At 65.9% G+C, this 20,412-nt stretch carries 23 protein-coding genes; 7 read left to right on the top strand and 16 right to left on the bottom strand.

What is annotated here, in order from left to right; translation table 11 throughout:
• Positions 1 to 10: 10 nt before the first annotated feature.
• The gene (locus AC1RTA_RS00175; RefSeq protein ID WP_492783660.1) at positions 11 to 1,729 is read right to left on the bottom strand and encodes a ShlB/FhaC/HecB family hemolysin secretion/activation protein; all 1,719 of its coding nucleotides are present in this window, start codon (positions 1,727 to 1,729) and stop codon (positions 11 to 13) included.
• A gap of 184 nt (positions 1,730 to 1,913) precedes the next feature.
• On the opposite strand from AC1RTA_RS00175, the gene AC1RTA_RS00170 reads away from it, so the two are divergent.
• The 3 genes from AC1RTA_RS00170 to AC1RTA_RS00160 all read left to right on the top strand — a co-directional run bounded on the left by AC1RTA_RS00170 (position 1,914) and on the right by AC1RTA_RS00160 (position 3,257).
• A complete protein-coding gene (locus AC1RTA_RS00170) occupies positions 1,914 to 2,372 on the top strand; it encodes a putative toxin-antitoxin system toxin component, PIN family (protein WP_492783659.1) in 459 nt (152 codons plus the stop codon).
• Between the two features lie 90 nt (positions 2,373 to 2,462).
• The gene (locus AC1RTA_RS00165; RefSeq protein ID WP_492783658.1) at positions 2,463 to 2,702 is read left to right on the top strand and encodes a hypothetical protein; all 240 of its coding nucleotides are present in this window, start codon (positions 2,463 to 2,465) and stop codon (positions 2,700 to 2,702) included.
• Positions 2,703 to 2,852: 150 nt separating this feature from the next.
• Positions 2,853 to 3,257 carry a YchJ family protein gene (locus AC1RTA_RS00160; protein WP_492783657.1) on the top strand — a complete coding sequence of 135 codons (405 nt, stop codon included), beginning with the start codon at positions 2,853 to 2,855 and terminating at the stop codon, positions 3,255 to 3,257.
• A gap of 70 nt (positions 3,258 to 3,327) precedes the next feature.
• Here the strand turns inward: AC1RTA_RS00160 and AC1RTA_RS00155 are convergent, their stop codons facing one another.
• From AC1RTA_RS00155 to yaaA, 3 genes are read right to left on the bottom strand one after another with little or no spacing between them, the layout of a single operon-like run.
• Positions 3,328 to 3,696, bottom strand: a complete 369-nt coding sequence (locus AC1RTA_RS00155; protein ID WP_492783656.1) for a hypothetical protein — start codon at positions 3,694 to 3,696, stop codon at positions 3,328 to 3,330.
• A gap of 54 nt (positions 3,697 to 3,750) precedes the next feature.
• Positions 3,751 to 4,224, bottom strand: coding sequence for an AtaL-like protein (locus AC1RTA_RS00150; RefSeq protein ID WP_014237378.1), 474 nt, complete (start codon positions 4,222 to 4,224; stop codon positions 3,751 to 3,753).
• Between the two features lie 3 nt (positions 4,225 to 4,227).
• Positions 4,228 to 5,004 (bottom strand): peroxide stress protein YaaA, encoded by a 777-nt coding sequence (gene yaaA, locus AC1RTA_RS00145; RefSeq protein ID WP_492783655.1) that lies wholly within the window; start codon positions 5,002 to 5,004, stop codon positions 4,228 to 4,230.
• 45 nt (positions 5,005 to 5,049) lie between these two features.
• On the opposite strand from yaaA, the gene AC1RTA_RS00140 reads away from it, so the two are divergent.
• Positions 5,050 to 7,125, top strand: a complete 2,076-nt coding sequence (locus AC1RTA_RS00140; protein ID WP_492783654.1) for a site-specific recombinase — start codon at positions 5,050 to 5,052, stop codon at positions 7,123 to 7,125.
• 52 nt (positions 7,126 to 7,177) lie between these two features.
• Complete coding sequence (locus AC1RTA_RS00135; RefSeq protein WP_492783653.1) at positions 7,178 to 8,356, top strand: DUF2863 family protein; 1,179 nt, start codon at positions 7,178 to 7,180, stop codon at positions 8,354 to 8,356.
• Between the two features lie 141 nt (positions 8,357 to 8,497).
• On the opposite strand, the gene AC1RTA_RS00130 is transcribed toward AC1RTA_RS00135, so the two are convergent.
• The 10 genes from AC1RTA_RS00130 to mnmH all read right to left on the bottom strand — a co-directional run bounded on the left by AC1RTA_RS00130 (position 8,498) and on the right by mnmH (position 17,215).
• Positions 8,498 to 9,457: a bifunctional helix-turn-helix transcriptional regulator/GNAT family N-acetyltransferase gene (locus tag AC1RTA_RS00130; RefSeq protein ID WP_492783652.1), complete on the bottom strand. Its 960-nt coding sequence runs from the start codon at positions 9,455 to 9,457 to the stop codon at positions 8,498 to 8,500.
• Positions 9,458 to 9,630: 173 nt separating this feature from the next.
• A complete protein-coding gene (gene ftsB, locus AC1RTA_RS00125; protein ID WP_014237373.1) occupies positions 9,631 to 9,969 on the bottom strand; it encodes a cell division protein FtsB in 339 nt (112 codons plus the stop codon).
• 79 nt (positions 9,970 to 10,048) lie between these two features.
• A complete protein-coding gene (gene eno, locus AC1RTA_RS00120) occupies positions 10,049 to 11,332 on the bottom strand; it encodes a phosphopyruvate hydratase (protein WP_014237372.1) in 1,284 nt (427 codons plus the stop codon).
• A gap of 39 nt (positions 11,333 to 11,371) precedes the next feature.
• Positions 11,372 to 11,662, bottom strand: a complete 291-nt coding sequence (locus AC1RTA_RS00115; protein ID WP_492783651.1) for a DUF1330 domain-containing protein — start codon at positions 11,660 to 11,662, stop codon at positions 11,372 to 11,374.
• Positions 11,663 to 11,672: 10 nt separating this feature from the next.
• On the bottom strand, positions 11,673 to 11,966 hold the full coding sequence (locus tag AC1RTA_RS00110) for a Dabb family protein (protein ID WP_014237370.1): 294 nt from the start codon (positions 11,964 to 11,966) through the stop codon (positions 11,673 to 11,675).
• Positions 11,966 to 12,805 (bottom strand): 3-deoxy-8-phosphooctulonate synthase, encoded by an 840-nt coding sequence (kdsA, locus tag AC1RTA_RS00105; protein ID WP_130458394.1) that lies wholly within the window; start codon positions 12,803 to 12,805, stop codon positions 11,966 to 11,968. The genes AC1RTA_RS00110 and kdsA overlap by 1 nt, the downstream gene beginning before the upstream one ends.
• Positions 12,802 to 14,442, bottom strand: coding sequence for a CTP synthase (gene pyrG, locus AC1RTA_RS00100; RefSeq protein WP_014237368.1), 1,641 nt, complete (start codon positions 14,440 to 14,442; stop codon positions 12,802 to 12,804). Before pyrG ends, kdsA begins: the two co-directional genes overlap by 4 nt.
• Before the next feature lie 144 nt (positions 14,443 to 14,586).
• Positions 14,587 to 15,369, bottom strand: a complete 783-nt coding sequence (locus AC1RTA_RS00095) for a 3-hydroxybutyrate dehydrogenase (RefSeq protein WP_492783650.1) — start codon at positions 15,367 to 15,369, stop codon at positions 14,587 to 14,589.
• Positions 15,370 to 15,576: 207 nt separating this feature from the next.
• A complete protein-coding gene (locus AC1RTA_RS00090; RefSeq protein WP_205230075.1) occupies positions 15,577 to 16,119 on the bottom strand; it encodes a hydrolase in 543 nt (180 codons plus the stop codon).
• 40 nt (positions 16,120 to 16,159) lie between these two features.
• Positions 16,160 to 17,215, bottom strand: coding sequence for a tRNA 2-selenouridine(34) synthase MnmH (gene mnmH, locus AC1RTA_RS00085; protein WP_492783649.1), 1,056 nt, complete (start codon positions 17,213 to 17,215; stop codon positions 16,160 to 16,162).
• Positions 17,216 to 17,285: 70 nt separating this feature from the next.
• Between mnmH and selD the strand changes: the two genes are divergently transcribed.
• The gene (gene selD / locus AC1RTA_RS00080) at positions 17,286 to 18,332 is read left to right on the top strand and encodes a selenide, water dikinase SelD (protein ID WP_492783648.1); all 1,047 of its coding nucleotides are present in this window, start codon (positions 17,286 to 17,288) and stop codon (positions 18,330 to 18,332) included.
• On the opposite strand, the gene AC1RTA_RS00075 is transcribed toward selD, so the two are convergent.
• Positions 18,319 to 18,942 carry an arylesterase gene (locus AC1RTA_RS00075; protein WP_492783647.1) on the bottom strand — a complete coding sequence of 208 codons (624 nt, stop codon included), beginning with the start codon at positions 18,940 to 18,942 and terminating at the stop codon, positions 18,319 to 18,321. The two genes, selD and AC1RTA_RS00075, sit on opposite strands and share 14 nt — an antisense overlap.
• On the opposite strand from AC1RTA_RS00075, the gene AC1RTA_RS00070 reads away from it, so the two are divergent.
• A complete protein-coding gene (locus tag AC1RTA_RS00070) occupies positions 18,941 to 19,618 on the top strand; it encodes an ABC transporter ATP-binding protein (RefSeq protein WP_492783646.1) in 678 nt (225 codons plus the stop codon). The two genes, AC1RTA_RS00075 and AC1RTA_RS00070, sit on opposite strands and share 2 nt — an antisense overlap.
• A gap of 31 nt (positions 19,619 to 19,649) precedes the next feature.
• Here AC1RTA_RS00070 and AC1RTA_RS00065 read toward each other — a convergent pair whose 3' ends face one another.
• On the bottom strand, positions 19,650 to 20,234 hold the full coding sequence (locus AC1RTA_RS00065; protein WP_014237361.1) for a TetR/AcrR family transcriptional regulator: 585 nt from the start codon (positions 20,232 to 20,234) through the stop codon (positions 19,650 to 19,652).
• Positions 20,235 to 20,412: the final 178 nt, after the last annotated feature.

The raw sequence follows: 20,412 nt of genomic DNA, 5'->3' as shown, positions 1-20,412 counted from the left end.
TTTCTGCGAACTAAAGCTGGAAATAAATGGAAAACCCGGTAACCGAATGGTCTGCCTTGAAATCGCTCGGATGCTTCACCGGCTGACCGACGAAAACGTCGTAACTGACGGCTCCCCAGCCACCTCTAAAGCCGAGGACGGCACCCGCCAGGTAATGCCCGACAAGAAAAGCCGATGACGGGCCACCGACTTCTCCATAATCCAAACCGAGATATAGTTCCTGGCCGCTTCCGCCCAGTGGAGTAGATAGATCGTTGCGAATCAGCCACCCTCGATCGGCTGACAGTACGGATTCACCGCTGTAGCCTCGCACGGTGTAACGCCCACCAATGGAGAACCTATCCTGGGGAACCAGGGGAGTTTCATTCCACTGCCCACGCCATTGCCCGCTGTAACGAAGGTTTTGCCCCAGCACCCGAAAAGGGACATTCAGGAGAGCGTCCGCTGTCACCAGTCCCAGACGGGAAGTCCCTTCGCCGAAGTTTTCCTCGGGGGCATGCAGGGAGCGGAGGGCGCCAGTTCCACGACGATAGGCCAAGCTCAAATCGAGGACCGTTTCGGCAAGATATTCTCGATGGGAAATGCCAAGTTCCCACCCGGCAGTCCGACGCCTCTGCACTTCCACTTCGGTATCGTCGATATAGTTGTTGGACTCCTTAAGCCACCCTTTGACCCAACCTGTGGTCTTGCGCGTACCGTCGCGATAGAGATTCCGCGACAATTTCACCTCTGCGTTATGGCTGGTACCGCTGTAGACATAGGACTGGTTGATGCCACTAACGCGCTGAAAATAGCGGTTCTTGCTTCCGGTAACCCCAAGCAGCCAATACCCCAGGGGCAAGGAATAGTGCGCTGTATACCCACTAGTGCCACGATTCCCCGAGTCCCCTTTGTCCAGATTTTCATTGACACTTAAATAAAAAAGATCATTCAGCGTTAGCCAATTGTCGTAGGAAAAAGTGGTACTACCCTGCAACTTTCCTGTTGCCTTGGATCCCCCGTCATCCACGGACATGCTCAATCGAAAGGGGAAGTTCTGCCGATAGCTCACCAGTAAGTCGCTGTCGCCCGGCCCGGCTCCCTCAGCGGAAGAAGGCGAAATCTGGATATCTGCATCAGCCGTAGGCACCCGCTTCAAATTCTCCAGGGCCTGTTCAATGTCTCGTAGATTAAGCAACCCTTCTGGGTTTTCGGGTAATGCATTGATGAGGGTTCCCCGGCCATCCCTGTTCTCGCTGAAACGGATATCCCGTATTTTTCCGGGAACGATGGTCAGCTCCAGGCGGCCGCTCTGCAAATCCTGGGGAGCAGCCAGAACGCGGGTCGTCACATACCCTTTGGCAACGATTGCGTTCTGAATGCGCTTCATCACTAGGTTGATGCCCTGGGTTCCCAGACATCGTCCAACATTGGGATCGCCAGGAACACTCGCATCATTCAAGGCCCAGCGGAAACGTTCTACCCCCTCTCCGATCAACACAATGTCGCGAATCGGAAAGCATGGCTGCTCATCCAGCGGTATCCGCTCCCCAAGAGCGGACTGCCGTTCCAACATTACATCAGGGGCTTTTTCCTGCTGCTGGCGCAACAAGCGTTCCCGCTCTTGCTGCCGTATGGTTTCCTGAGAATTAATATCCGCCACGGAAGGAGGAAGCTGTCCCCAGGACTGGGTTGATGCGAGGAAAAACAAAGGAAAAACGACGCAAAACCACTTGTATTGGCTGTTCAAAACTGCTCCCTAACCTGCGACTGCATCGCCGCAAGCAACATTTATTTGTAATATTTCTAGGGAACTTATTCCTTACGATAAATTTGTTCAATAGCCGTTAATGCCTAATGAATATGACTTAAGACTTACTTCACATCGGAAGCAGTGGGATAATTCTTCCCCCGCATTCCACCTGTGCCCTCAATTGCCTACCTCCCACCAACACATCTGGGTGCTGGACACCAACGTGGTCCTCGACCTCTACATGTTCGAGGAACCCTCGGTGCAGGCCCTGGCCCGGGAACTGGCTGCCGGCCGGGCCGTGGCCCTGGCCAACGGCGCCACCCTGGACGAACTGGCCCGGGTGCTGGCCTACCCCCAGTTCAAGGTGGAGCCGGCGCGGCAGGCCGCCATCTACGCCGCCTACGCCGCCCTGGCCCAGCGCCAGCCGGACGACGTGACAGCGCCGCCCCTGCCCAAATGCCGGGACCGGGACGACCAGAAGTTCATCGAACTGGCGGTCACCGCCGGCGCCCACTGGCTGCTCTCCAAGGACAAGCTGGTGCTCAAGCTGGCCCGCCGCCGCAGCGCCCTGGGCCAGTTGCAGATACTCACCCCCCAGGCCGCCCTGGCGCGCCTGGCGGCCCCGCCGGAAGCCGCCTAGGGACTGGCCTGCCGCCCGCCGGCGAAAATTCTCCTGGCCGCCGTCGCAAATAGGCCTATGATTTAAGTGTTATCTTGCAGGAGTCATCCCATGGTTCAGGCAGTCAGCAATCAAAGCAGCTCCCTCCAGACCCAGCAGTTGCAGCAGACCCAGCAAACGGCCGAGACCCGCCAGGTCGAGCGCAAGGAGCAGGAAAGCAAGGCCGAGGATCGCCGGGAGCCGGTGGAAGAATCCACCAAGGTTAGCCTGGGGCAGCAAGGCCCGTCCGGCAGCGTCGCTCCCAGCCGGTCGCCGACCCAGATGTACGCCTCCGTCGCCGGCATGATGTAAGGCTTTACGCCGCCGCCAGCGCTGCCGCCCATGGGCGGCAGTGTCGTTTCTGCCTTTGCAGTTGGCCCAATCGACCTTGCGCCTTACGCGGCAGCACTTGCCCTGCCGCTTTTTCATTCAGCCCATTGCGCCTTTCCCCGCCTGCTCCCCATGTCCAAGCCCGCTCCCGTTCGCACCTGTCCCTGCGGCTCCGGCCAGCCCTACGCCCGCTGTTGCGGCGTCTATCACGGCGGCCAGCCGGCAGGGACGCCGGAGGCCCTGATGCGCTCCCGCTACAGCGCCTACGCCCTGGGCCTGAGCGATTACCTGGTGGCCACCTGGGCGGCGGAAACCTGCCCGCCGAACCTGGACGCCCACACCCCGCCCCAGCCCAAGTGGCTGGAGCTGACGGTGCATGAGGCCAGCCAGGAAGGGGACCAGGACGGCTGCTGGGGCCGGGTCCGCTTCACCGCCCGGGGCAAGGACAACGGCCGTGCCTTCCGCATGGGCGAAACGAGCCGCTTCCAGCGCCGGGACGGCCGCTGGTTCTACGTGGATGGGGAAGTGACGCTCTAGGGCGGAACAAAAAGGCCCGGGAAACTTCCCCGGGCCTAGTGCGATTTCGTTGCCGCGGGAGGCTGCCGCCTCAGTAGCAGACCACCAGCTTGCCGTTGGGGCTGCGACAGTAGGTGACGCCGTCGGGACCGATGACGGAAGTGCCCTTGCCGTCCTTGTGGGGCTGGTAGTAGCGGTAGCTGGGGCTGCGCGGCGCCGTGCGGGCGCCGGGAATCGTGGGCAACGGCTGCACCCCGGTGGTGGGAATGCCGGGCGTAGCGTCGCCCTGCTCGATCACCGTGCCCATCGGCGGCGCCTTCTTGTAGGGGTAGAGGGTCTGGCCGTCCCCCAGTTCGATGGATTGCTCCTTGGGCATCTGGTAGATCTGGGTGCTGTTCTGGGCCTGGGCGGCCGTGGCCAGCAGCCCCAGGACCAGGGCGGTGCAGATGCGTGTGTTCATGGCGCGCCTCCGTCGAAATAGGCTTGCGGGATGGATGAAATTCATGCCTTCAGTCTAGTGGGTGGCGCGGGCCATGGCCAGTTCCCGGATCACCGCCAGGGTGTCCAGGTCTGCCGCATGGTAGGCCGCCCGGATGTAATCCACGTAGGCGACGGCCTCCGGGTCATCCCCCGGCTCGGCGAAGGAAGTCTCGTAGGTGAAGCGCAGGAAGAGGCGCCCCGCCTCCGGCTCCTCGATGCGGATGGTGAGGCTGCCGCCGGCATGCTGGGCCGTGCGCCGGGTCTCGAAGCAGACCCACTCGGCCTCCACATAGCTGGCCCGGTCCCGCACCTCGGCGGCACCGAAGACCAGCAGGCGCTCCACCGCCCCCGCTTCCCGGGAGAGGATGCGGCACTCCACCATGCCGGGCAGGAAGGGCACCGAATCCTCCACCCGGGCCATGAGGCCGGCCCACAGGTGCTCCCGTTCCAGGGTGAAGGCCAGGGGATTGTCCGGATCGTTCACTTCCACCAGATGTTCGAAACGCATGCCTTAAGCCTCCACCCGGCGCCGGAAAATATAGGTGTCCGCGTCGGAAATCTCGGGGACGAAGGCGTAGCCGTCCACATTGAAACCCTGCAGCCCTTCCGGCTGGGTCAGGCCGTGGCTGGCGGCATAGCGCACCATGAGGCCCCGCGCCCGCTTGGCGTAGAAGCTGATGATCTTGTAGCGGCCGCCCTTCCAGTCCTCGAAGACGCAATTGACGATGCGGGCCTTGAGGGCCTTGGGCCTGACCGCCTTGAAGTATTCCTCGGAAGCCAGGTTCACCAGCACTGCCGGCCCCGACTGGGGCATGGCGGCATTGAGGGCCTGGGTGATGTCCTCGCCCCAGAAGGCATAGAGGTCCTTGCCCGCGGCGTTGCTCAGCTTGGTGCCCATTTCCAGGCGGTAGGGCTGGATCAGGTCCAGGGGCCGCAGCAGGCCGTAGAGGCCGGAGAGGATGCGCAGGTGCTGCTGACACCAGGCCAGGCCGGCGGGCGGCAGGGAGGCGGCATCCAGGCCCTCATAGACGTCGCCGTTGAAGGCCAGCAGGGCCTGCTTGGCGTTGGCCGGGGTGAAAGGCGGCGCCCATTCGGCGTAGCGGGTGACGTTTAGCACGGCCAGGGCATCGGAGATGTCCATCAGCCGGGACAGGTCCGCCGGCGACAGTTCCCGCAGGCGCTGCACGAGGACGGCGGAACGTTCCAGGAAGTCGGGCTGGGTATGTTCCGCCGTCACCGGCGGAGTGTCGAAATCCAGGCTCTTGGCCGGGGAGATGACGAAAATCATGGCAAAATCTTCTACCGGAAAGTCAAAAGGACGAATTAGAACATTATGACACGCTCCCTTTCCCCCCAGCCCCTGGAAACCCTGCTGCAGCGCCTCTGCGACCTGGCCGCCAACCCCGACGGCGACCTCCTGCCCCCCCTCATCGAACTGGTGGACGCCCTGCGTCCCGCCGACAGCGACGACACGGCGGCGGCCACCCAGGCCCTGCACGCCCTCTGCTACCTGCTGCAGACCCGCCCCGAGCTGCGGGATGGCTTGCGCCTGGCCCTGCTGCGCCTCTTCGCCGAGAAAAAGCAGGTCTCCCTCTACGTGGATGCCGGCGTCTTTCCCAACACCGGCTTCTTTTCCGAGACCGCCCGCCGCCTCTCCCGCACCCTGCTGCCCGACGTGGTGGCGCCCGAATACCTGAAGGACGTGCTCGGCCTGCTGTTCCCCGAGCCGGACGACGAGGTGTGGGTGGACGGCATCGCCGACGCCGAATGGCTGGCCCTGTTCACCCTGCTCGACCTGGGCCGCAGCAGCGTCCGCGGCGCCCCCATGGCGCCGGCCCTGGCCCAGCTGCTGGAAGGCCTGCTGGTCATTTCCTACCGCATCAGCGCCATCGGCCTGGAGCCGGAACTGCTGCGGGTGGAACCGAGCATCGAGAACTTCGAGTCTCCCTTCCTGGCCCAGAACGCCGAGATGCTGCGCTTCCTCAAGCAGTTCGAGCAGTGGTGGCGGGAGCCGGAATTTGCGGCGGAGGACGACCGCCAGCTGCTGGTGCTGTTCGACCAGTGCCGCGGCATCGGCGACCGCATCCGCAACCGGGCCGCCCGGGAAGGCACCAGCCTCTCCCTCACCTTCCACCTGCAGCGGCTGCGCCAGCATCTTGAGCGGGCCGAGGCCCTCCTCGCCGTCCTGCGCCAGTTGCGTCAGGAACGCTGCCTGCAGGATGCCCTGCCGGCCCTGGTGACCCTGTTCAAGCAGCTGGTGCGGGCCGAGTGCCGCAAGAACGACCTGGGCACCTACTGGCGCCAGAACATGGAACTGCTGGCCCGCCGCGTCACCGAGAATGCGGGCCGCACCGGCGAGCACTACATCACCGAGAGCCGCAGCGAATACTTCGCCCTCTTGCGCTCGGCCCTGCTCGGCGGCTTCGTCATCGCCTTCATGGCCCTCATCAAGCTGGAACTGGCCAAGCTGCACCTGCCGCCCCTGACCGAGGCCCTGGCCTTCTGCCTCAACTACGGCCTGGGCTTCGTCCTCATCCACATCCTCCATGGCACCGTCGCCACCAAGCAGCCGGCCATGACCGCCAACGCCATCGCCGCCAGCATCGACGAGGCCACCGGCCCCGGCGGCAACGCCACACCGCGGAACCTGGACAACCTGGCCGGCCTGGTGGCCCGCACCTGCCGCAGCCAGATCGCCGCCATCATCGGCAACGTGGGCCTGGCCATTCCCATGGCCATGCTCATCGCCTTCGTCCTCGGCAGCATGGGCGGCACGCCCTTCATCGGACCGGAAAAGGCCCACCACCTGCTGGCCGACGTGCATCCCTGGCACAGCGGTGCCATCCTCTACGCCGGCGTGGCCGGGGTCTGCCTGTTCCTCGCCGGCCTCATCGCCGGCTATTACGACAACCTGGCCGCCTACAACCGCATTCCCCAGCGCCTGCTGCAGCTGGAATGGCCCCAGCGCCTGTTCGGCGAGGCCCGCATGCGACGGGTCGCCGCCTACGTGGAAAACAACCTGGGGGCCCTGGCCGGCAACTTCTTCTTCGGCTTCCTCCTCGGCGGCATGACCGCCATCGGCGCCCTCTTCGGCCTGCCGGTGGACATCCGCCACATCGCCTTCTCCTCCGCCTACCTGGGCTACGCCGCCGTCGCCCTGGACTTCGCCGCCCCCTGGCAGGAACTGGCCCTGGCAGGCCTGGGAGTGGCCCTGGTAGGCATGGCCAATCTCGGCGTCAGCTTTGCCCTGGCGCTGTATGTGGCCCTCAAGGCGCGCCAGGTCTCCTTCGCCCAGGGGCGTCGCCTGATCGCCAGTCTGTTCGCCCGTTTCCGGCAAGCCCCCCGGGAATTCCTCATGCCGCCTCGTCCCCAGGACACAGAAGAATCCCGGGACCAGCCCGCGGGTTGATAGAATTACGGCTTCGCCCGCTTTGTTCCGGCACCTCGAGCAGTTCATCACCATGAAACGACCCCGCTTCGGCTCCCGCTCCCGCGTCTCCCGCGATGTCTCCCAACTCTCCTGGCTGGCCACCGGCCTCGCCGAATCCGGCGGCAAGCTGGAGGATGCCTTCTGGGAAGCGCGCCTGGCGGGCCTGGTGGAGCAGCTGCTGGCCGACGGCAACGAGGAGGAACTGACGGCGGCCCTGGACCGCCTCTACGAAACCAACGCCCAGGCCCACGACGAGCTGGCGGACATGGTGGAGTCCCGGGCCGAGTCGTGCCTCATCAGCCACCAGGGCCAGGACTACGACGTGCTGCTGGTGGCGGCGCCGGTGCTGGCCTGGTCCCGCTTCGGCATTCCCACCGCCAACATCCCCGCCGGCACCCTGGCCGCCCTCAAGGCCCAGCTGTGCGGCCACGTCCTGGCAGCCGAGGCCCGCGTCGCCGTGGTGGATTTCCTCTTCAGCCCGGACCAGCTGCCCCGCAGCTACAGCGACACCTACCGCCTCACCAACGAGCTGGGCCGCTGCGCCCTGGCCGGCCAGGACATGGCCCTGGACACCCGGGAAATGCCGGAGACCAACCGTTTCCTCTCCGACACCCGCTACCTCCTGGCCGCCATCGCCGTGCCCCGCCACAGCCCCCTCTTCTACTGGCACGAGGTGGAAGGCAACCGGGAAGTGGCACGCCAGCAGTGGCGCCAGCAGGGCGGCGCCGCCCTGGAGCCCCTGCTCACCGGCTGCGCCTACGAGGCCCTGCTGCCCGATGCCTACCATGCCGCCTGCCGCCAGGCGGACAAGGATTCCCGGCCCTATTCCCTGCGCGCCTCCGTCGCCTTCCTGCACACCGTCATGGGGGTCGAGCCGGCCTCCCTGCGGGTGGCCATCGGCCCCTTCCACGACCAGCGCCTGGAGGAATACCGCCTCGGCTTCTCCCTCCAGTCCCAGGCGGACAAGGTCATCCACGGCGTCGTCTGGGCCCTCATCGGCACCGAGGACGAAAACAGCGAATCCGTGGCGGAAATGGAAACCGTGCTGCGGGAATGCGGCGTCACCGACATCGTGGTGCACGACCACCGTTTCCCCTTCGAATTCTGCGACGACTGCGGCGCCCCCCTCTATCCCAACGGCGAGGGCGAGCTGATACACACCGAAATGCCGGAAGAACAGGCGGAACAGCCGCCGCGCCTGCTGCACTGAGCCCCCCCGGCTAGACCTCCGGATAGCTGAACGGCTGCCCCCTTCCAAACGGGGGCAGAGGCGCTCCGCAGCCCCGCTCCTCAGCCCGCTTCTCAACCCCGCTTCTCAACCCATTTCGCCAGCCGATGGCGCTCCTGGGACTTACCCCGCGACGCCCGGGCGGACGAACAGCTGCTCCGTCACCGTCTCGCCCCACTGCCTGCCCTGGCGCTCCTCCCCCAGCACGAAGCCCCTGGCCTCGTAGAGATGGCGGGCCGCCTCGAGGCCGGCAAAGGTCCACAGCCGGGTCTCGGCAAAGCCGTAGCCGTCGCAATGGGCCAGCGCCGCCTGCAGCAGACGCTGACCGACACCGCCGCCGCGCACCGCCCCGTCGACGATGAACCAGCGCAGATGGGCGAGGCCGGGTCCCAGATCCTCTCCGTCGATGGCCACCGAGCCGACGATACGCTCCCCCTGCAAGGCGACCCACAGGCCGTTGCCCGGGCGCTGCAACCGCCCGCAGAACTCCGCCAGGCCGGTCGCCACCTGGCTTTCGAAATACTGGCCGAAGCCCGCGTGGCGGGCGTAGAAGAGCCCGTGCATCTCGGTCACCCGGCCGATCACCCCAACCCGATAGCCCGGACAGATCCGCACCGGTGAAATGACCGCTCCGGCGGCGCCGCTGCGCGCCTGGGCGAGGGCCCGGGCATAGGCTTCGAGCCCGGCGTGGACCAGTCCGCGGGCCTCCGGCGCCATGTGCTGCAGCGCCTCCCCCACCTGCCGCCGGCCATAGGCCTCCACCGCCGCCAGGGTGCGGCGGCCCCGGGCCGTCAAAGACAGATTCTTGATGCGGCCATCGTGATCGCTCACCGTCTCCGTCAGTTCGCCGGCATCCACCAGCTTGCGCAGCATGCGGCTGACGCTGGACTTGTCCAGGCCGAGACAGGCGGCGATGGCCGCGGCGCTCATGCTGCCGTGCTTGCCCAGCTCGATGAGGGCATGCACGGCGGAGGCCGGGTAGTCGGTGGCAGCCAGGGTCGCCTGCATGAATCCCAGTTCCCGCACCATCTGGCGCGAGGCGGCGCGGATGCCATCCACCAGGGCCTGTTCCGGATCTGCCATGTCGCCTCCCGACGGGCTGAAATATGGTTGCACTATACAACCATTTCGGCGCCAAGCCCATTGCTGACGGAGAGGACGGCAATGGCCGGGCTGCCGCCGACCGACTGCAGCAGCCGCACCAAGCAAAGAAAAAAGGCAGCCGGATGGCTGCCTTTCCTTGTGCTGCACCGCGACTAGCGGGAGGCCCGGGCCTTCTTCGCCGGCGGCACTTCCGGTGCCGGCTCGGCAGGGCGTTCCGGCGCCTTCTCCGGCAACTGCACGAAGACCTCGTCGCCCTTGATCATGCCCAATTCGAAACGGGCCCGTTCCTCGATGGCGTCGTAACCCTGCTTCAAATCCCGCACTTCCGCATCGAGGCCGCCGTTGCGCACTTCCAGCTTGCGGTTGGCGTCCTTCTGCTGCTGCAGTTGCCGGTCCACGTCCCAGACTTTCAGCCAGCCGCCCTTGCCCAGCCACAAGGGATACTGGAGCAGGGTGATGAGGGCGATGAGTCCGATGGTGAGCCAGCGCATGGAATGGGGGGATTGGTGAGGTCGGGCGATAGTCGGATACGAAAAGGGCCGGGATTGGAACTTCCCGGCCCTGTCGGCCTTACTTCAGGTTATAGAAGGTTTCGCGGCCGGGGTAGGAGGCGGTATCGCCCAGGTCCTCTTCGATGCGCAGCAGCTGGTTGTACTTGGCGATGCGGTCGGAGCGGGACAGGGAGCCGGTCTTGATCTGGCCGGCGTTGAGGCCCACGGCGATGTCGGCGATGGTGCTGTCTTCGGTCTCACCGGAGCGGTGGGAGATGACGGCGGTGTAGCCGGCGCGCTTGGCCATTTCCACGGCGGCGAAGGTTTCGGACAGGGTGCCGATCTGGTTGATCTTGATCAGGATGGAATTGGCAATGCCCTTGTCGATGCCTTCCTTGAGGATCTTGGTGTTGGTGACGAAGAGGTCGTCGCCGACGATCTGCACCTTCTGGCCCAGACGCTCGGTCAGCAGCTTCCAACCGTCCCAGTCGCCTTCGGCCATGCCGTCCTCGATGGAAACGATGGGGAACTGGTCGGCCAGGTTGGCCAGGTAGTCCACGAACTGGGCGGAGGTCAGCTGCAGACCTTCACCGGCCAGGTGGTACTTGCCGTCCTTGTAGAACTCGGAAGCGGCGCAGTCCAGGGCGATCAGCACATCCTGGCCCGGGGTGTAGCCGGCGTTCTCGATGGCCTGCATGCACAGCTGGATGGCTTCGGCGTGGCTGCCCAGGTTGGGAGCGAAACCGCCTTCGTCGCCCACGGCGGTGGAGAAGCCCTTCTTGTCCAGCAGCTTCTTCAGGGCGTGGAAGATTTCGGCGCCGCAGCGCAGGGCTTCGCGGAAGGTGGAAGCGCCCACGGGCATGACCATGAATTCCTGGATGTCCAGGCTGTTGTTGGCGTGGGCGCCGCCGTTGATGATGTTCATCATCGGCACCGGCATCTGCATCGGGCCCATGCCGCCGAAGTAGCGGTACAGGGGCAGGCCGGCTTCTTCAGCGGCAGCCTTGGCCACGGCCATGGAGACGGCCAGCATGGCGTTGGCGCCCAGGCGGGACTTGTTTTCGGTGCCGTCCAGGTCGATCAGGGTCTTGTCGATGAAGGCCTGTTCCTGGGCGTCCAGGCCGATGATGGCCTCGGAGATTTCGGTGTTCACGTTCTCGACGGCCTTGAGCACGCCCTTGCCCAGATAGCGGCCGGCTTCGCCGTCGCGCAGTTCGATGGCTTCGCGGGAACCGGTGGAGGCGCCGGACGGCACGGCGGCACGGCCCATGACGCCGGATTCCAGCAGCACATCGACTTCAACGGTGGGATTGCCGCGGGAATCCAGGATTTCGCGGGCGACGACATCAACGACAGAGCTCATGTTTCTCCCTTTGCTCTTAAAAGTTGCAAACTAAAAACTTCAAACACCCTGGACGACGAGCATGTTCATGTCCGCCGCCTCTTTTCTTGCTGCACGAGCCGCCCGGTATTCGGGGGAATCGTAGAATTTCTTGGCCTGCTCCACGCTCTCGAACTCCACCACCACCAGCCGCGGCGGCTTGGTCCAGCCCCCTTCCAGCACTTCGCTGGCGCCGCCCCGCACCAGGTAGCGGCCGCCGTACTGGGCGATGGCGGTCTGGGCCAGCTGCTTGTAGGTCTCGTAGGCCACCGGATCGGTGACGCTGGCTTCGGCGAGGAGATAGGCGGCCATGGCGGAAATCTCAGAGCTTCACGTCGGAGAAGAGCAGCATGCCGATCTCGTCCCAGCGCCGCACGATGTCGGCGTGGACCTCGTTGTCGTAGTAGCGCTGCAGCGCCCCTTCCGTCTCGAACTCGGCATAGACGGCGTAATCCCAGGCCTGGGGGTCCAGGGTCACGTTGGGGCCGTGCTTCCAGGTGACGATGCCCGGCACCGCCTTGGGCAACTGGTCCAGCTCGCCCAGCAGGGCCACCACCCGGGGATCGTTGGTGGCGATGCCGGGCTTGGTCTTGAACAGGACGACGTGGGCGATCATCAGAGGCTCAGCTCTTCCAGGGGGCCGGACTTGACCAGACGGTCGATGCCCACCAGCACCCGGAGCAGGGATTCCATGCGGTCCAGGGGCCAGGCGTTGGGGCCGTCGGACATGGCGCAGGCCGGGTTCGGATGGGTTTCCATGAACAGGCCGGCCACGCCGCTGGCCACGGCGGCCCGGGCCAGCACCGGCACGAACTCGCGCTGGCCGCCGGAAGCGGTGCCCTGCCCGCCGGGCAGCTGCACGCTATGGGTGGCGTCGAACACCACCGGGCAGGCGGTGTCGCGCATGATGGCCAGGGAGCGCATGTCCGAGACCAGGTTGTTGTAGCCGAAGGAGGCGCCGCGCTCGCAGACCATGATGGTGTCGGCGCCGCCGTTGGCTTCCCGGGCCTTGTCCACCACGTTTTTCATGTCGCCGGGGGCCAGGAACTGGCCCTTCTTGATATTCACCGGCTTGCCGGAAGCGGCCACGGCGTGGATGAAATCGGTCTGGCGGCAGAGGAAGGCCGGGGTCTGCAGCACGTCCACCACGGCGGCCACGGCGGGCACCTCGGCTTCGGTGTGCACATCGGTGAGCACCGGCACGCCGATCTGGCGGCGCACGTTCTCCAGGATCTTCAGGCCGGCATCCATGCCCAGGCCGCGGAAGCTCTTGCCGGAGCTGCGGTTGGCCTTGTCGTAGGACGCCTTGAAGATGTAGGGGATGCCCAAGCGGCCGCAGATTTCCTTCATCTGGCCAGCCACGTCCACGCACAGCTGCTCGGACTCGGCGACGCAGGGGCCGGCGATGAGGAAAATCGGCTGGTCGAGGCCAACCTCGAAGTCGCACAGTTTCATTTGGCGGTCGCCTGTTGCTGCTTCAGGGCAGCCTGGACGAAGGAGGTAAACAGGGGGTGGCCGTTGCGCGGGGTGGAAGTGAATTCCGGATGGAACTGGCAACCGACGAACCAGGGATGCACGTCGGCGGGCAGTTCCACCATTTCGCACAGGTCGGTGCCGGGGGCGCGGCCGGCGACGACCAGGCCCTTGGCTTCCAGCTGGGCCAGCAGGGTGTTGTTCACTTCGTAGCGGTGGCGGTGGCGCTCGACGATCTCGGGGGCGCCGTAGATCTGGCGGGCCCGGGTGCCGTCGGCCAGCTGGCACAGCTGGCCGCCCAGGCGCATGGTGCCGCCCAGGTCGGAATTTTCGTCGCGCTTTTCCACCTTGCCGGAGGCGTCCTGCCATTCGGTGATCAGGCCGATCACCGGGAAGGGGCTGTTTTGCTCGAATTCGGTGGAGTGGGCACCGGCCATGCCGGCCACGTCCCGGGCGAATTCCACCACGGCCAGCTGCATGCCCAGGCAGATGCCCAGGTAGGGCACCTTGTTTTCCCGGGCGTAGCGGATGGCGGCGATCTTGCCTTCGGTGCCGCGCTTGCCAAAGCCGCCGGGCACCAGGATGGCATCCATGCCCTTCAGGGCGCCGCAGCCGTTCTTCTCGATGTCCTCGGAATCCAGGTAGTGGATGTTGACCTTGGAACGGGTGTGGATGCCGGCGTGCTTCAGGGCCTCGATGAGGGACTTGTAGGACTCGGTAAGGTCCACGTACTTGCCGACGAAGGCGATTTCCACGCTGTGCTGGGGGTGCTCCAGGGCGTCCACCAGGCCGTTCCACACGGAGAGGTCGGCGGCCTTGGCCAGGATGTCCAGCTTGTGGCAGACGATCTCGTCCAGCATCTGGTCGTGCAGCATGGCCGGGATCTTGTAGATGGAATCGGCGTCCAGCACCTCGATCACGGCTTCGCGCTGGACGTTGCAGAACAGGGCGATCTTGCCCTTTTCGTCTTCCGGGATTTCCCGGTCGGCGCGGCACAGCAGCACGTCGGGCTGGATGCCGATTTCCCGCAGTTCCTTGACGGAATGCTGGGTCGGCTTGGTCTTCAGCTCGCCGGCGGTGGGAATGTAGGGCAGCAGGGTCAGGTGCAGGAAACAGGTGTTGTTGCGGCCTTCCTCGAAACCCATCTGGCGGATGGCTTCCAGGAACGGCAGGGACTCGATGTCACCCACGGTGCCGCCCACCTCGACGATGGCCACGTCGGCCCCTTCGGCGCCACGCTTGATGTGGGCCTTGATCTCGTCGGTGATGTGGGGGATGACCTGCACGGTCTTGCCCAGGTACTCGCCGCGGCGCTCTTTCTTGAGCACCGTGTCGTAGATCTGGCCGGTGGTGAAGTTGTTGCGCTTGCCCATCTTGGCGCTGGTGAAGCGCTCGTAGTGGCCCAGGTCCAGGTCGGTCTCGGCGCCGTCTTCGGTGACGAACACCTCGCCGTGCTGGAAGGGGCTCATGGTGCCCGGGTCGACGTTGATGTAGGGATCAAGCTTGAGGTGGGTGACGGTGATTCCGCGGGATTCGAGAATCGCACCCAGAGAGGCAGCGGCAATTCCCTTACCCAGGGAAGAAACCACGCCGCCAGTGACGAAGACGTATTTGGTCATGACGATATAGCTGCGGGAAAGCCGAATTGTAGCCGATAACCCGGCCGCCTTCCAAACCTGCCGGCAACGGGCGGCCAACACCGGCGAACGCACCACCAACGCCGGAAAATCGGGGCCGGGCGCCCTGCCCTGCCCCGGCGTGCCTCAGCGGGCGGTCCAGGCCCCGTCCATGGGCAGGGCGGCGCCAGTCATGCCGGCGCCGGCGGGGGAACAGAGGAACAGCACGAACTCGGCCAGGTCGTCGGCCTCGAGGAAGCGCTTGTTGGGCTGGGCCGCCAGGATCACGTCGCGGATCACCTGATCCTCCGGCAGGTTGTGCACCTTGGCCTGGGCCGCCACCTGCTTTTCCACCAGGGGCGTGCGCACATAGCCGGGGCACACCGCGTTGCAGGTGATGCCGGTCTCCGCCACCTCCAGGGCCACCGCCTTGGAAAAGCCCACCACCGCGTGCTTGCTGGCGGTGTAGGGCGCCTTGAAGGGCGAGGCCACCAGACCGTGGGCCGAGGCGATATTGACGATGCGGCCCCAGTTGCGCGCCCTCATACCCGGCAACACGGCCTTGGTGGCATGGAAGACGGAGGACAGGTTGATGGCGATGAGCTGGTCCCATTTCTCTTCGGGGAATTCATCCACCGCCGCCACGTGCTGGATGCCGGCGTTGTTCACCAGTATGTCCACGACTCCCAGCTGTTTCTCGGCAGCCGCCGCCAGGGCCCGCACCGAGGTAGCATCGGCCAGGTCGGCCGAGGTGTAGGCCACCTTGACGCCGAACTCGGCGGCCATGGCCGCCCGCAGACCTTCCACCTCGGCCGCCGGACGGGAACCGTTGAGCATCACCGCGGCGCCGTTGCGGGCCAGGGCCCGGGCCACGGCCAGGCCGATGCCGGAGGTGGAACCGGTGACGAGAGCGACTTTTCCGCTGAGCATGGACATCTCCTGTGGGGATGGAATCGGAATGAAGGATAAGGGATGAGACCCGGAGCCGGCATACCCCGGCCACTACCGGGCCGGGAAGCGCACCGGGTAACGATATTGCAGGCACCTGCCTGAAACATGGCGCCCTTGCTGCCTTGCCAGGCAGGCAGCCCGGAGAACGCCGCCGCACGAGCCTGCCGGCCCTGCCCCTGGCGGAGGCTAGCGAATGAAGTCCCGGCTCACCGCCCGGAACAGGTCGGTGCCGGCCCGGTGCAGCCATTCGAAGGCCACCATCTCCCGGGAGACGATGACGCAGCCGGCCTGGCGCAGGCGCTCCAGGGCCAGGGCCTTGTCCTCGGGCCGGCGGGAGCCGACCGCCTCGGCCACCACGAACACCTCCTTGCCCCGGCCCAGCAGGTCCAGGGCCGTCTGCAGCACGCAGACATGGGTTTCGGTGCCGGTGATGACCACCTGGCGGCGGGCCAGGGCGGGCAGCTCGTCGAGGCAGCCGTCGGCCACGGCGGAAAAATGGATTTTCTCCACCACCTCCTCCGGCGCCAGCATTTCCGCCAGGGCCGGCACCGTGGCGCCCAGGCCCCGGGGATACTGGACCGTGGCCAGCACCGGCACCGCCAGGCGGCGGGCCACCTGGGTCAGCCACAGATTGTGAGCGATCACGGCCTCGCCCTCGTGGATCGCCGGGGCAAGGCGCTCCTGGATGTCGATGATCAGCAACAGGGACTGGTCGGCCTTGATCAGCATGGCACCTCCGGAAAGTCCAGGGGACGGGCCTGCCAGACTATCACGCGCCGGCGGCGGCGAGCATGCTGGCGGCCAGGGCCTCGATGCCGGCGTCGCTCAGGTCGTCGCTGACGAAAGGATCGTGACGCCGGCGGCCCTGGTAGTTCTGGCCCTGGGAGCGGCGATAGTGGGGGTCGTAATGCAGGTCGAGCAGTTCCTGCACCAGCTGGGACCAGCCGCCCTCCCGGGCCATGGCCTGCCAGCGGGCCACGGTTTCCTTGCCCTGCAGTTCCTTCAGGTTGTCCAGGCGGCGCACCAGCCATTCCGGGTCCTGCAGGAAGTAGTCGTAATCCCGCAGCAGGAATTCCACCCGGGCCGGCAGGCTGGCCGCCACCTCCAGACACTCGCCACCCCGCACCGCCTCGAGCAGGGCGTCGGGCAGATGCAGGCGGCCGATCTTGCGACTCTCGGCCTCGACGAACACCGGCCGGGAGCTGTCGAAGCTGGCCAGGGCCTGCCACAGGGCGGTCTCGAAGCCCTTCTGGGCCGGCTGAGGCTCGCCCGGCAGCACCCCCAGCACCGAGCCCTTGTGGGCCGCCAGGGTTTCCAGATCGAGCACCTGGGCGCCCTGCCGGGCCAGGGCCTGGAGGATGCGGGTCTTGCCGCTGCCGGTGGCGCCGCAGACCACCCGGTAGGCAAAGCGTGGCGCCAGGGCGTCTATCTGCTCTATGACGTGCTGGCGGAAGGCCTTGTAGCCGCCGTCCAGTTTGTCCGCCCGCCAGCCGATCTGGCGGAAGATGATCTGCATCGCCCCGCTGCGCTGGCCGCCGCGCCAGCAATAGATGAGGGGCCGCCACTCCTTGGGCATGTCGCGGAAACGCTCCTGCAGGTGGCGGGCGATGTTGATGGAGATCAGGGCCGCCCCCACCTTCTTCGCCTCGAAGGGCGACACCTGCTTGTACAGGGTGCCCACGGTGACGCGCTCCTCGTTGGACAGCACCGGACAGTTGATGGCCCCGGGTACGTGGTCCTCGGCGAATTCGACCGGCGTGCGGACGTCGATGATGGCATCGTAGTCACCCAGTTGGGCGACGCTGGCGAGGGCGGGATGTTTCATGTCGGGGTGGCGTTTTTCCGGAAGAGGCGCCATTCTAACGCCCCTCCCCGACCTTCCCACGGCAAACCCCATGGACGACATCAAGCTCACCTCCTTTTCCCATGGCGGCGGCTGCGGCTGCAAGATTGCCCCGGCCGTGCTCTCCCAGATCCTCGCCGCCACCCCGGCGGCCCTCATTCCGCCCCAGCTGCTGGTGGGCACCGAGTCCTCCGACGATGCGGCGGTCTACAAGCTCAACGACAGCCAGGCCCTGGTGGCCACCACCGATTTCTTCACCCCGATCGTGGACGATCCCCACGACTTCGGCCGCATCGCCGCCACCAACGCCATTTCCGACATCTACGCCATGGGCGGCACGCCGATCCTGGCCCTGGCCCTGGTGGGCATGCCCCTGGACAAGCTGCCCCTGCCGGTGATCGAGCGCATCCTCTCCGGCGGCGCCTCGGTCTGTGCCGAGGCGGGCATCCCCATCGCCGGCGGCCATTCCATCGACGTGCCGGAACCCATCTACGGCCTGGTGGCCCTGGGCCTGGTGCATCCGGACAAGGTGAAGAAGAACAGCGGCGCCAAGGCGGGCGACGTGCTGATCCTGGGCAAGCCCCTGGGCGTGGGCATCCTTTCCGCCGCCCTGAAGAAGGGCAAGCTTTCCGCCGAGGGCTATGGCCGCATGATCGGCTACACCACCCAGCTCAACCGGGTCGGCACCCGGCTGGCCGAACTGCCGGCGGTGCACGCCATGACCGACGTCACCGGCTTCGGCCTGGCCGGCCATCTGCTGGAAATCTGCCGCGGCTCCGGGCTGGCGGCCCATGTGCGCTTCGCCGCCCTGCCCCTCATCGCCGAGGCGGTGGAACACGTGCAGGCCGGCATCGCCACCGGCGCCTCCAACCGCAACTGGGCCGGTTACGGCCATGAAGTGACCCTGGAGGCGGGGCTGGAGGAATGGCAGCAGAAGCTCATCACCGACCCCCAGACCTCCGGCGGCCTCCTGGTGAGTTGCGCCCCGGAAGCGGCGGCGGAAGTGCTGGCAGCCTTCCGCGACGCCGGTTTCGGCGAGGCGGCCGTGATCGGCGAGCTATCCCCGGGCACCCCGGGGCTTGCAGTCAGCGCCCGCTGAGCAGGGGCGCCAGCCCCGTCCACACATTGTCGAGCAGGCGCGGCTGGGCCTCGGCCAGGGGATGCAGGTTGTCCGCCTGGAACAGCTGGGGTTTGTCCGCCACGCCGTCCAGCAGGAAATCCACGTAGGCCAGCTTCTCCTGCCGGGCCAGTTCGGCGAAGCTGCGGTGGAAGTCGTCGGCATAGGCGCCGAAATTGGGCGGCAGGCGCATGCCCACCAGCAGCACCTTGATCTGTTGCCGGCGGGCCGCCTTGATCATGGCCGCCAGGTTGTCCCGCATCACCGCCAGGGGCAGGCCCCGCAGGCCGTCGTTGGCCCCCAGGGCCAGCACCAGCACCGAAGGCTGGTGCTTGCTCAAGGCGGCCTCCAGGCGGGAACGGCCGCCGGCAGTGGTTTCGCCGGAGATGCTGGCATTGACGACGCTATAATCGAAACGCCTTTCCTGCAGCCGGTTCTGCAGCAGGGCCGGCCAGGCTGCCTCCTGGCGGATGCCGTAGCCGGCGGAAAGGGAATCGCCGAAGACCAGGATGGTCCTGGCCATGACTTCAGGCGCCGCCAGCAGCATCAGCCAGGGCAGCAACTTCAAAACGACGAGGATTTTTTCCCGCATGTCCGAACATTCATTGGTGGAAGTGGTGGGTCTGGGCAAGACCGTCAGCAACGGCGATACGCCCCTGACCATTTTGCACGATATCGAATTCAGCGTGAGTGCGGGGGAAACCGTGGCCATCGTCGGCGCCTCCGGCTCCGGCAAATCCACCCTGCTCGGCCTCCTGGCCGGCCTGGACTCGCCCAGCAGCGGCTCCGTCCGCCTCGACGGCGAGAATCTCAACGACCTCGACGAAGACGCCCGGGCCCGCCTGCGGGGCCGCATGCTGGGCTTCGTCTTCCAGTCCTTCCAGCTGCTGCCCTCCCTCACTGCGGAGGAGAACGTCATGCTGCCCATGGAACTGGCCGGCATCAGGGAGGCCGCGGCCAAGGCCCGGCAATGGCTGGAACGGGTGGGCCTGAGCCAGCGCCTGCGCCACTACCCGAAGCACCTTTCCGGCGGCGAGCAGCAGCGGGTCGCCCTGGCCCGGGCCTTCGCCCTGGAGCCCAAGCTGGTGCTGGCCGATGAGCCGACCGGCAACCTGGACGGCCACACCGGCCACCAGATCGTGGACCTGATGTTCAAGCTCAATGCGGACCAGGGCACCACTCTGGTGCTGGTCACCCACGACGAGGAAATCGCCGCCCGCTGCGGCCGGCGCCTGCGCATGCAGGAAGGGAAACTGATACGGGAGTGAAAGGACCGCCAGGAAGGCGGTCCGGCAAAGCTCAGGGAGTCGGCAGGACGATGCGGTCGGCGATCCAGTCGCGCAGGGCGCCCAGGTTGTCGTCGAAATGGTCGTAGATCATCAGGCTCTGGCCGAAGACGTAGGCGTAGAGCATGAGACTGCGGCTCTTCGCCTCCTTCTCGGAGAGACCGCAGGCGACGAACAGCTTGCGCGTGCACTCCAGCCGCGACGTATCCACCTCCTCGACGATGGCCGCCGCCTGGGGATCGCGCCGGGCCCAGTCGCGCACCGCCAGCTCGATGGGAATGCCCTTGCGGTTGCGCGCCAGGCTGTACACCTGGATCACGTGATAGATCTGTTCCCGTTCCTTGCCGGGCTGGGCCGTGGTCTGCTTGATGATGTCCTTGATGCGGCCTTCCTTCCAGGTTTCCAGGACGGCCATGAGCAGGTCCTGACGGTCCTTGAAGTGCCAGTAGAAACTGCCCTTGGTCACCCCGAAATTCTTGGCCAGGACCTCCACCCGCAGGCCGTCGGTTCCCTCGTCGGCGAGGACGTTGATGGCCGCTTCGATCCAGTCGCTGCGGTCAAGCTGGGTGCGGACTTTTGTTGTTTTTTCCTGTTTCATCTCAAGCCGTTGACAAGGGTTTTTCCGTACGCTACCGTATGCTGATCCATACCAGCGAGTATGGGCCTATTCTGCGGTTCGGGCCGGGGGCTGTCAAACTCCCCGGAGCAGGCCGGGAGACGCCCCACAAAGGTGGCCGACGGAGTAGGATACTCAGATAGATTCATCAGACAAATTC

The sequence above is a fragment of the Azospira sp. MPR-E4 genome (genome assembly GCF_058809645.1).
The sequence above is the reverse complement of the archived record's forward strand: the minus strand, read 5'-3'. Positions and strand labels throughout refer to the sequence as shown.

What these genes read in the sequence shown, in the direction of transcription:
- AC1RTA_RS00165 (WP_492783658.1), top strand. Translation starts at nt 2,463, where the DNA reads ATGGTTCAGGCAGTCAGCAATCAAAGCAGCTCCCTCCAGACCCAGCAG.
- AC1RTA_RS00160 (WP_492783657.1), top strand. Translation starts at nt 2,853, where the DNA reads ATGTCCAAGCCCGCTCCCGTTCGCACCTGTCCCTGCGGCTCCGGCCAG.
- AC1RTA_RS00155 (WP_492783656.1), bottom strand. Translation starts at nt 3,696, where the DNA reads ATGAACACACGCATCTGCACCGCCCTGGTCCTGGGGCTGCTGGCCACG.
- AC1RTA_RS00150 (WP_014237378.1), bottom strand. Translation starts at nt 4,224, where the DNA reads ATGCGTTTCGAACATCTGGTGGAAGTGAACGATCCGGACAATCCCCTG.
- yaaA (WP_492783655.1), bottom strand. Translation starts at nt 5,004, where the DNA reads ATGATTTTCGTCATCTCCCCGGCCAAGAGCCTGGATTTCGACACTCCG.
- AC1RTA_RS00140 (WP_492783654.1), top strand. Translation starts at nt 5,050, where the DNA reads ATGACACGCTCCCTTTCCCCCCAGCCCCTGGAAACCCTGCTGCAGCGC.
- AC1RTA_RS00135 (WP_492783653.1), top strand. Translation starts at nt 7,178, where the DNA reads ATGAAACGACCCCGCTTCGGCTCCCGCTCCCGCGTCTCCCGCGATGTC.
- AC1RTA_RS00130 (WP_492783652.1), bottom strand. Translation starts at nt 9,457, where the DNA reads ATGGCAGATCCGGAACAGGCCCTGGTGGATGGCATCCGCGCCGCCTCG.
- ftsB (WP_014237373.1), bottom strand. Translation starts at nt 9,969, where the DNA reads ATGCGCTGGCTCACCATCGGACTCATCGCCCTCATCACCCTGCTCCAG.
- eno (WP_014237372.1), bottom strand. Translation starts at nt 11,332, where the DNA reads ATGAGCTCTGTCGTTGATGTCGTCGCCCGCGAAATCCTGGATTCCCGC.
- AC1RTA_RS00115 (WP_492783651.1), bottom strand. Translation starts at nt 11,662, where the DNA reads ATGGCCGCCTATCTCCTCGCCGAAGCCAGCGTCACCGATCCGGTGGCC.
- AC1RTA_RS00110 (WP_014237370.1), bottom strand. Translation starts at nt 11,966, where the DNA reads ATGATCGCCCACGTCGTCCTGTTCAAGACCAAGCCCGGCATCGCCACC.
- kdsA (WP_130458394.1), bottom strand. Translation starts at nt 12,805, where the DNA reads ATGAAACTGTGCGACTTCGAGGTTGGCCTCGACCAGCCGATTTTCCTC.
- pyrG (WP_014237368.1), bottom strand. Translation starts at nt 14,442, where the DNA reads ATGACCAAATACGTCTTCGTCACTGGCGGCGTGGTTTCTTCCCTGGGT.
- AC1RTA_RS00095 (WP_492783650.1), bottom strand. Translation starts at nt 15,369, where the DNA reads ATGCTCAGCGGAAAAGTCGCTCTCGTCACCGGTTCCACCTCCGGCATC.
- AC1RTA_RS00090 (WP_205230075.1), bottom strand. Translation starts at nt 16,119, where the DNA reads ATGCTGATCAAGGCCGACCAGTCCCTGTTGCTGATCATCGACATCCAG.
- mnmH (WP_492783649.1), bottom strand. Translation starts at nt 17,215, where the DNA reads ATGAAACATCCCGCCCTCGCCAGCGTCGCCCAACTGGGTGACTACGAT.
- selD (WP_492783648.1), top strand. Translation starts at nt 17,286, where the DNA reads ATGGACGACATCAAGCTCACCTCCTTTTCCCATGGCGGCGGCTGCGGC.
- AC1RTA_RS00070 (WP_492783646.1), top strand. Translation starts at nt 18,941, where the DNA reads ATGTCCGAACATTCATTGGTGGAAGTGGTGGGTCTGGGCAAGACCGTC.
- AC1RTA_RS00075 (WP_492783647.1), bottom strand. Translation starts at nt 18,942, where the DNA reads ATGCGGGAAAAAATCCTCGTCGTTTTGAAGTTGCTGCCCTGGCTGATG.
- AC1RTA_RS00065 (WP_014237361.1), bottom strand. Translation starts at nt 20,234, where the DNA reads ATGAAACAGGAAAAAACAACAAAAGTCCGCACCCAGCTTGACCGCAGC.